Below are 7,305 nucleotides of genomic sequence, written 5' to 3' on the forward strand. Positions count from 1 at the left end.
GGGGTAGTATTTAATCTTTCTGTTTGATTATAAAAGATTTTCCATCTTTTGTACCAGAATATTTTTAGGCACAGCGCCTACCTGTTTGTCGGCAACTTCACCACCTTTGAAAAACAAAACGGTTGGAATATTCCTGATGCCGTATTTTGAACAGACTTCAGGATTTTCATCCACATTAAGTTTTGCAATTACTGCTTTTCCATCGTATTCCGATGACATATCTTCCACGATTGGACCAATCATTCTACAAGGTCCGCACCATTCAGCCCAGAAATCGATCAGGGCTGGCTTGTCTGAATTAAGTATCAGTTCTTCAAAATTACTGTCAGTTACTTCAATAGCCATGATATATTATTTTAATTTTTATGCTTCGCAGATAACAAAAGTACGTCTACCGGTTTTTATATGAATTTATTCCCGGCTGTCTTTTTAAACAAAATATCAACTTAAAAAGAACTCAAAGTATATCGTAAATCTGTATCCTGTATTCATTTTTAATTGTAAACCTTGTTATAACAGCTTAACAATGTTTTGGTTTACCCGATTCTTCCCAATTTTTCTTTAAATCACAACCAGGGCAGGTATCGCAGGGGGACGACGGTTTCTGTAATACTTTAACCAGGCGTCGCGCGATAATTACTATGGTAATTAAACCTATTATTGAAACTATTACTTCCTGCATGTTCAGAATAATAAATTTCCGGCACTGTTAACAACAAATGCCAGAAAATAAGCCAGTACTGATGTGTATCCCAGGGTAAACATAGCCCATTTCCAGCTTCCTGTTTCAACTTTAATTGATGATAAAGTAGCCAGACAGGGGAAATAGATCAGTACAAATACTACAAGCGCCAGGGCACTTGTTTTGTTCAATCCGGGTGATGTTTCTCCGTTAATTGTTATAGGATTTCGCAGCTTTTCTGATAATTTTCCCGTTTCAATATCTTCCTGTTGATAAAGCACGGAAATTGTACTGACTATGATCTCCTTAGCCGGAATGCCACATAACAAACTAACGCCTACCTTCCAGTTGAATCCAAGTGGTCGGAGTGCCGGTTCAATAAACCGTCCTACCTGTCCGAGATAGGAATGGGCCTGTAAATCTGCGTTCATTTTAAGATGTACTGCTTTAATGGAATCCTGTTGTATGGATTGTGGAAGCGTACTTTGCGAAATTTTTGCGATCTGAGTTTCATATGTATTAATCATCTCATGATTATGCGGAAAGTATCCCAGCATCCAGATGGCGATAGAGGCCAGCAGAACAACTCCTGCTATTTTCTTCACATATTGTTCTCCGCGCTTCCACATGTGAATTCCCGTGGTTCTAATGGATGGTAAACGATAAGGCGGAAGTTCCATTACAAAGGGTGCAGAGCTTTTTTTAATGATGGTTTTCTTAAATACCCTTGCAAATATTATGGCCAGCAAAATACCAAGTACGTAAATACTTAGTAGTAAAAGACTTGCATGTTCAGGAAAAAAACTGCCAATAATTAAAATATATACGGGTAACCGCGCACTGCACGACATAAGGGGAATCAGTAGAATAGTCAGCAACCGGTTTTTATTGTCTTCAATTGTACGGGTTGCCATAATGGCCGGTACATTGCAGCCAAACCCCATGATAAGCGGGATGAAGGACTTTCCATGTAATCCGATCTTATGCATTAACCGGTCCATAATAAAAGCTGCCCGCGCCATGTATCCACTGTCTTCCATAAACGAAATAAAGAAATACAGAATAAGAATATTGGGCAGGAATACCAATACCGCGCCTACACCTCCAAGAATACCGTTTATTAGCAAATCATGCAGCGGCCCATCACTCACAAGCTGATCCAGTGTACCCTGTAACCATACAACGCCACTATCAAGCCAGTTCATTGGGTATTGTCCCAGTGAAAAAGTTGCTTTGAACATGATATACAAAAACAGAAAAAATATAGGGAACCCGAATAATTTATGTGTAAGGATTGTATCAATAACCCTGGAGGTATTTAGCGTTTCCATTTCAGGATCAACCTTGACAGTTTCTCTTATAGCACCTGCAATAAACGCATATTTAGCTTCGGTTATAATCGTTTCACTATCATTGTTATAGATGCTTTCAAGCTGCCTGATCTCCTTTTTTGTTACATTTTTTATGGCCACATATTCCGGGAACTGTTTAATAAATGATTCTGCATCACCGTCCCGTTCCAGAAGTTTGAGAGCCAGGAAACGCGGGGACAATCTATTGGTGATTTCCTTATTCTGTGACAACTCCCTTCTGATTTTTCGGATGGCAGATTCAGCATTGTCGCCATAATTTATATGCACATGGCGTACAACCGGATCCACTTCCTCGTACACATCAATAACCTCATCCATGAGTTCAGTGATTCCTCTGCCTTTTGATGCTACTGTTGGAACAAAGGGAATTCCAACCATTTCGCCGAGTGCCTTATAGTTAAAATCAATACCTTTTGAACCCATTTCATCGAACATATTCAGTACTCCGATTACGCGAATATCCATATCGATAAGCTGCGTGGTAAGGTAAAGATTACGTTCCAGGTTTGAGGCGTCGATAACGTTAATAACAATATCCGGTTTTTGTTCCAGGATATGTTTCCGTACATACCTTTCTTCCGGAGAATAAGTGGTCATGCTGTATGTACCGGGCAGGTCAACAAGATTAAACTCGTAACCCTTGTATTTTCTCACACCGAGCTTGGCATCAACCGTAACACCGCTAAAATTTCCTACGTGTTCGTATGATCCTGTTATCTTATTATAGAGCGTTGTCTTTCCGGAATTTGGATTTCCGACAAATGCTATGTTAATGTGTTTCCGTTTTTCTAAGGCAAGATTACGGAGTTGCGTTTCTTCATAAACACCTTCATATCCGTTTTGAAGCAGATTTTTTCCTTCGCTGACAGATACAACTTCTATATTGGCGGCTTCGCTTCTTCTAAGCGAAACCTGGTAGTCCATAATCTGGTATTCAATGGGGTCTTTTAGTGGTGCGTTCTTTATTACTTTTACCACCTTTCCCCTGATGAATCCCATCTCAATAATTCGCCTGCGGAATGCCCCATGCCCTCTGACCTTTACAATAACAGCCTCTTCATTATTCCGCAATTCGGATAGATTCATATCAAACTTATTTCGAATCGAAATTATATAATTTTATATCAGAATTAAAAATAACATATTTGCTAGTGTTTTTGAATGATTGTCAGGCGCAAAAAGTTGATTTTTAATGTCTTATTTAGTTTAAATCAAAACAAGTGCAAATTTCGTTTTTTTTTCGAAAACCCCAATATAATTGTGCATTTATAGGTGTTAATTATATAAAAAAGGATAAATAGCCATTTTATTTGTGTATTTTTGTGTGACAGGTAATGGAAAAAAAGATAGAAGATATTATAGCAAATTTTAAGGGTAACTTTCACATTCTGGAAAAGAAGATAGACCTTGAAGAGCAGATGGTATATTTCAACAAGTCGAAGCACCTGAAGAAATTTATGCCGGATAATGTGCTCGACATGGCTGAAAGTCTTTGGAATGATGATGTGCCGGATGAACAACGTAAGAAAATACTTATATGGCTGGCATCAATGCAGGATGTTAAAGCGTACCGTATTATTGAAGACTTTTTTTATAAAATAAAGGATAATGGACTTAAGAATTGGAGTTATCTGGCATTGATCGAGGCCAGGATGGGCTTGGAGAGTTCGCTGTCTGATGAGAAACAAATCTTCATATCTACCGGTTTAGGTGGAAAAGGGCAGATGCTGCGCTATTTTATTGTATTGTTTCCGCACGATAAAGACAAAGGTTTTTCAGATTTTGAACGTGATTTTGTACGTAAGGAATTTGAATTCGTTCTTAATCTTGAAGGATGTGAGTTCGAATTAAGAGAAACCAAATCGACCTATATCAGTTTTGTTGCGCTGATTCCCATAGATGTACTGATCAAGGATATTGTTGTAAAGATATTTAATGCATGCAATCAGTTCGGTAAATTCATCAGCGATAAATTTATTATCACCAATGTAAAGGAAATGGATGAAAACGAAATCTTTGAATTTATTGATAACGGTGATGATGTGGAAGATATAGATGAGATAGATATCAGGTAATTCAATAATAAAGTACTAAATAAAATAAAACCCCGGAATTCCGGGGTTTTATTTTATTTTCCTAAATCGTCAAAATCAACATCCGTTAATCCTGAACTGACCGTTAATTCAACTTCTTCTTCGGTGTTCAGTTCGGAATCGTTGGAATAGCCATCGGAATCGATTTCAATCTTTCCTTCGACAGCTTCGTTAACAAATTCGGTAGACTCCAAAAATGCTTCTCTGAATTTGTCAAAATCCTCCTTGTACAGGAAAATTTTATGTTTTTCGTAGCGAAACTCACCGTCGTTACCAAATCGTTTTTTACTTTCGGTGATTGTGAGGTAAAAATCATCTTTTTTGCGGGTTTTTTTCACATCAAAAAAATATGTACGTTTACCGGCTCTTACGATCTTAGAAAACACTTCATCTCTGTCTCTCTTTTCTGATCCTTCCATAATACACTTATTTGATAATTTATGAATTCAAATTTGTGAAAAAGATTTAACAATTCAAATCTTAACAGCTTTTTTTTTGATTTAGTGGCAATTATATACCATTTCTAAATAACTAAACCGAACTTTTTTTAATTTTTTTAAGAAATGCTTCCGACATGGTTCTTCCCCGAAGTTTTGCACGGTCAGCCAGCGGACCTTCATAAAGTGACGTTACTGTGCTGTTCCATATTTCGAGCCATATTCCAAAGTGCTTATCATCAAGTAACATTTTAAAATGAACAGGAATAGGTTTTCCGTAATACGCCATCTGTTTAAGTATGATGGTCTGCCAGAATCTGTAAAGCTTCTCAAGATGTTCATCCCAGTGTCCGGCAAGGTATTTTTCAAACACAGGGCCTATCTGTGCATCTTTCCGGGCGTTGTTATAAAAAGTATCTACCAGCATTTTTATGTCATCAAAAGTTTCAATATCTTTTTTCATAATTAAACGATTTACAAATTCAAATATGAGGAAACGGTCCAAATTTTAAATCAAAGCTGCAATGTGTTGTAAACATTTTACGTGTACAGACACTGATTTTTTAATTCATACTAATCAGTGGCAAAAATAATCGATCTCAATCTTTATTGAAATGCTTATGCCAAATATTCGTGTTTTATTGTTGTGAATTGTCATTTTTTCGATTTTTTTTGCAGCCAGAAATGTATTAAATGTCATTTTGGCTTAAAAAATGTAATGGCAGGATAATTGCATCTTAGCCGCATAAAATGAAAAAATCAAAATAAAATATGTCCAAGAAACAGAAAACCAACGAAAAAGAGCAGAAAAAGTCTGTTCAGGGGGAGACATCTAAGAACACTAAGGATAATGGTGAAAATAAAGGTTTGAAAATTGAAGTTGAAGAAGTTGATCCTGAAGTTGTTAATGATGTTGATACTGAAAAGGAAGAGTTAAAGGCAGAATGTGAGGATAAAGCTGACGATCTGACTCTGGTTAAGAAAGCATATGAAGAACTGAATGATAAGCATCTTCGTTTGCAGGCTGAATTCGACAATTACAGAAAACGTACATTGCGCGAGAAAATGGAGTTGACAAAGTCAGCCGGTGAAAGTATTCTGGTAAATATTCTTCCGGTTATAGACGATTTTGAACGTGCACAGCAGATGTTACATGATGCCGCTGACATTGAAAGTGTGCGTCAGGGATTTGAACTGATCTACTCAAAATTTGTAAGTTTCTTAAATCAGAATGGTGTTAAACCTATTGAAACTGAAGAAAAAGAGTTTGATACAGATTTGCATGAAGCGGTTACAAAGATCCCTGCTCCAAACGAAGAACTCAAAGGCAAAGTAGTGGATTGTATACAGAAGGGGTACATGTTGAATGACAAGGTTATCCGTTATTCAAAAGTTGTGATAGGAGAGTGAGGTTAAAAATTTAAGGTATGTCAAAAAGAGATTATTACGAAGTATTAGGTGTATCGAAAGGTGCATCGGAAGATGAGATAAAGAAAGCGTATCGTAAGAAAGCTATTCAGTTCCATCCCGACAAAAATCCTGGAGATAAAGAAGCTGAGGAGAAATTTAAGGAAGCAGCTGAAGCTTATGAGGTACTGAGGGATCCGCAGAAACGGAGCCGTTATGACCAGTTTGGACATGCCGGAGTAGGTGGTGCTTCCAATGGTGGTGGTTTTGGTGGATTCAGTGATATTGAAGATATCTTCTCCGCGTTTGGTGATATATTCGGAGGGCATTTTGGTGGAGGATTTGGAGGATTCGGTTCATCCAGAGGCCGTTCAGCCCACAGGGTGAATAAAGGACAAAATCTACGGGTTAAGGTTAAACTTAATCTTGAGGATATTGCAAATGGTGTAGAAAAGAAACTAAAAGTAAAAAAATATGTGGCTTGTACACACTGTGAAGGTAGCGGAGCCGAAGGCGGTCATGCACATTCAACCTGTACAACCTGCCACGGAACAGGCTATGTGACCCGTGTACAAAACACCTTACTTGGCCAGATGCAGACCCAGACTGTATGTCCTACCTGTAATGGTGAAGGGAAAATGATCACACATAAATGTGTACATTGTAATGGTGAAGGTATCGTTAGAGATGAAGAAGTTATTTCTGTAAAAATCCCGGCCGGAGTAGCAGAAGGCATGCAGTTATCTGTAAGTGGAAGAGGAAACGCAGCCAGAAGAGGAGGCATAAATGGTGACCTGCTGGTGTATATCGAAGAAGAAGAGCATCCTGAATTGATCAGGGATGGACATGACCTGGTTTACAATCTTTTATTGAGTTTTCCTGAAGCTGCCTTGGGAGTTCCCATTGAAATTCCTACGGTGGACAGTAAGGTTAAGATAAAAATTGATCCGGGAACACAGCCTGGCAAAGTTTTAAGACTCAGAGGTAAAGGTCTGCCGGATGTTAACAGTTATGGCAGAGGAGATCTTCTTGTAAACATAAACGTTTATATTCCTGAAAATTTATCGAAAGAAGACCGGAAAATAGTTGAAAAGCTTGCAGAGTCTGAAGCCTTCAAACCAGAGGAGAATGTGGCAAAGAACTTTTTTAAGAAGGTAAGAAACTTCTTTGAGTAATTTGTGCATTTAATTATGAAATAAAAAAGGGCCTTAGCGGCCCTTTCTTATTGTTGTAACTTTGTCTCGTCCTGAAATAGCGTTACACTAAAAAGTTAACGTTATGGAAGAATTAGAGAATCAGTACATTAAACGCAC

The 7,305-nt window shown here is 37.8% G+C and carries 7 protein-coding genes; 3 read left to right on the forward strand and 4 right to left on the reverse strand.

Going from position 1 to position 7,305, the window contains the following annotated elements; all coding sequences use genetic code 11:
* Window positions 1-27 precede the first annotated feature (27 nt).
* Together trxA and feoB are read right to left on the reverse strand one after the other, a co-directional pair.
* Window positions 28-345, reverse strand: coding sequence for a thioredoxin (gene trxA, locus ACE1ET_RS15245; protein ID WP_375729285.1), 318 nt, complete (start codon window positions 343-345; stop codon window positions 28-30).
* A 339-nt stretch (window positions 346-684) separates the two neighbouring features.
* Entirely contained in the window at window positions 685-3,141 is a 2,457-nt protein-coding gene (gene feoB / locus ACE1ET_RS15250) for a ferrous iron transport protein B (RefSeq protein ID WP_375729286.1), read from the reverse strand.
* Between the two features lie 248 nt (window positions 3,142-3,389).
* Here feoB and ACE1ET_RS15255 point away from each other — a divergent pair, with 248 nt between their 5' ends.
* Window positions 3,390-4,130 carry a hypothetical protein gene (locus ACE1ET_RS15255; protein ID WP_375729287.1) on the forward strand — a complete coding sequence of 247 codons (741 nt, stop codon included), beginning with the start codon at window positions 3,390-3,392 and terminating at the stop codon, window positions 4,128-4,130.
* 53 nt (window positions 4,131-4,183) lie between these two features.
* Here ACE1ET_RS15255 and ACE1ET_RS15260 read toward each other — a convergent pair whose 3' ends face one another.
* Complete coding sequence (locus tag ACE1ET_RS15260) at window positions 4,184-4,567, reverse strand: DUF3276 family protein (RefSeq protein WP_375729288.1); 384 nt, start codon at window positions 4,565-4,567, stop codon at window positions 4,184-4,186.
* Between the two features lie 112 nt (window positions 4,568-4,679).
* Complete coding sequence (locus ACE1ET_RS15265) at window positions 4,680-5,048, reverse strand: group III truncated hemoglobin (RefSeq protein ID WP_375729289.1); 369 nt, start codon at window positions 5,046-5,048, stop codon at window positions 4,680-4,682.
* A gap of 308 nt (window positions 5,049-5,356) precedes the next feature.
* On the opposite strand from ACE1ET_RS15265, the gene ACE1ET_RS15270 reads away from it, so the two are divergent.
* The gene (locus tag ACE1ET_RS15270; RefSeq protein WP_375729290.1) at window positions 5,357-5,995 is read left to right on the forward strand and encodes a nucleotide exchange factor GrpE; all 639 of its coding nucleotides are present in this window, start codon (window positions 5,357-5,359) and stop codon (window positions 5,993-5,995) included.
* Between the two features lie 17 nt (window positions 5,996-6,012).
* Window positions 6,013-7,167 (forward strand): molecular chaperone DnaJ, encoded by a 1,155-nt coding sequence (gene dnaJ, locus ACE1ET_RS15275; RefSeq protein WP_375729291.1) that lies wholly within the window; start codon window positions 6,013-6,015, stop codon window positions 7,165-7,167.
* Window positions 7,168-7,305 lie beyond the last annotated feature (138 nt).

Source organism: Quyinboa mangrovi, assembly GCF_042219825.1.
GTDB lineage: Bacteria > Bacteroidota > Bacteroidia > Bacteroidales > UBA5342 > JBHJHP01.